Source organism: Streptomyces sp. PH10-H1 (assembly GCF_030063355.1).
Classification (GTDB): Bacteria; Actinomycetota; Actinomycetes; order Streptomycetales; family Streptomycetaceae; genus Actinacidiphila.
Genome location: NZ_JASISZ010000222.1, coordinates 1 through 989 on the forward strand (window position 1 = coordinate 1; position 989 = coordinate 989).

Here is a 989-nt window from a genome sequence, read left to right on the forward strand (position 1 = left end):
TGAACAGTTCCGGGTTCGGTAGAGACTCTAGATTGTGGCTGTGACCTGTGGTTCTTGGGCGTTTTGGTAGTGGGTGGTTTCGTATTCGGCGGGTGGGACGTGGCCTATCTCACCATGGAGTCGACGATGGTTGTACCAATCGACGTACTCAGCGGTGGCCAACTCGACATCGCTGAGGGCTTTCCAGGGGTGCTGGGGCTTGATGAGTTCGGTTTTGTAGAGCCCGATGGTCGATTCCATCAGGGCGTTGTCGAGGGCGTCGCCGACGGTGCCGATGGACGCGGCGATCTGTTCGGCGGCAAGGTGGGTGGCGAGGCGGAAGCTGGTGTACTGCGATCCGGCATCGGAGTGATGGATCAACTCCCTTGCGGTAACGGGGTTTCCGGCCCGGTCGCGTTGCCACAGCCCCATCTCCAGGGCGGACAGCACCAGCGGGGTCTGCTTGTTCGTCGCCGCGGACCAGCCGACGATCCGGCGGGAGAAGGTGTCGACGACGAAAGCGACGTAGACAGTGCCGGACCAGGTGGCCACGTAGGTGAAGTCCGCGACCCATACCCGGTTCGGAGCACTGGCCACGAACTGCCGGCCGAGCCGGTCCGGAGCCCGCTCGGCCTCCCTGTCCGCCACCGTGGTGACGACCTTCTTCCCGCGCACCGCCCCGACCAGACCCTCGGCCTTCATCAACCGCTCGACGGTGCACCGGGCCACCTGATGGCCCCGACGCTTGAGCTCGGCCCAGATCTTGCGGGCTCCGTAGACGCTGTAGTTGTCCTGGTAGATGCTGACGATCAGGGGCGCCAGTTCCGCGTCCCGCAGGGCACGGGCCGACAGGGGACGTTTCTTGTACGCGTAATAGGTGGACGGGTGGATGCTGCAGTCGTGCTCGGTGAGCGTCCTGCAGATCGGCTCGACTCCGCCGAAGCGGTCCCGGTGCTCGTCGATGAACGCTACGAGCGTGTGTGTGGCCGGTCGAGCTCGGCCGCGAAGAA

Annotated in this window: 1 protein-coding gene; it reads right to left on the bottom strand. The window is 64.6% G+C overall.

What is annotated here, in order from left to right; all coding sequences use genetic code 11:
- Positions 1 to 27: 27 nt before the first annotated feature.
- Positions 28 to 989 (bottom strand): IS3 family transposase (locus tag QMK24_RS41315; protein WP_283472062.1); only part of this gene is annotated, 962 nt, incomplete at its 5' end.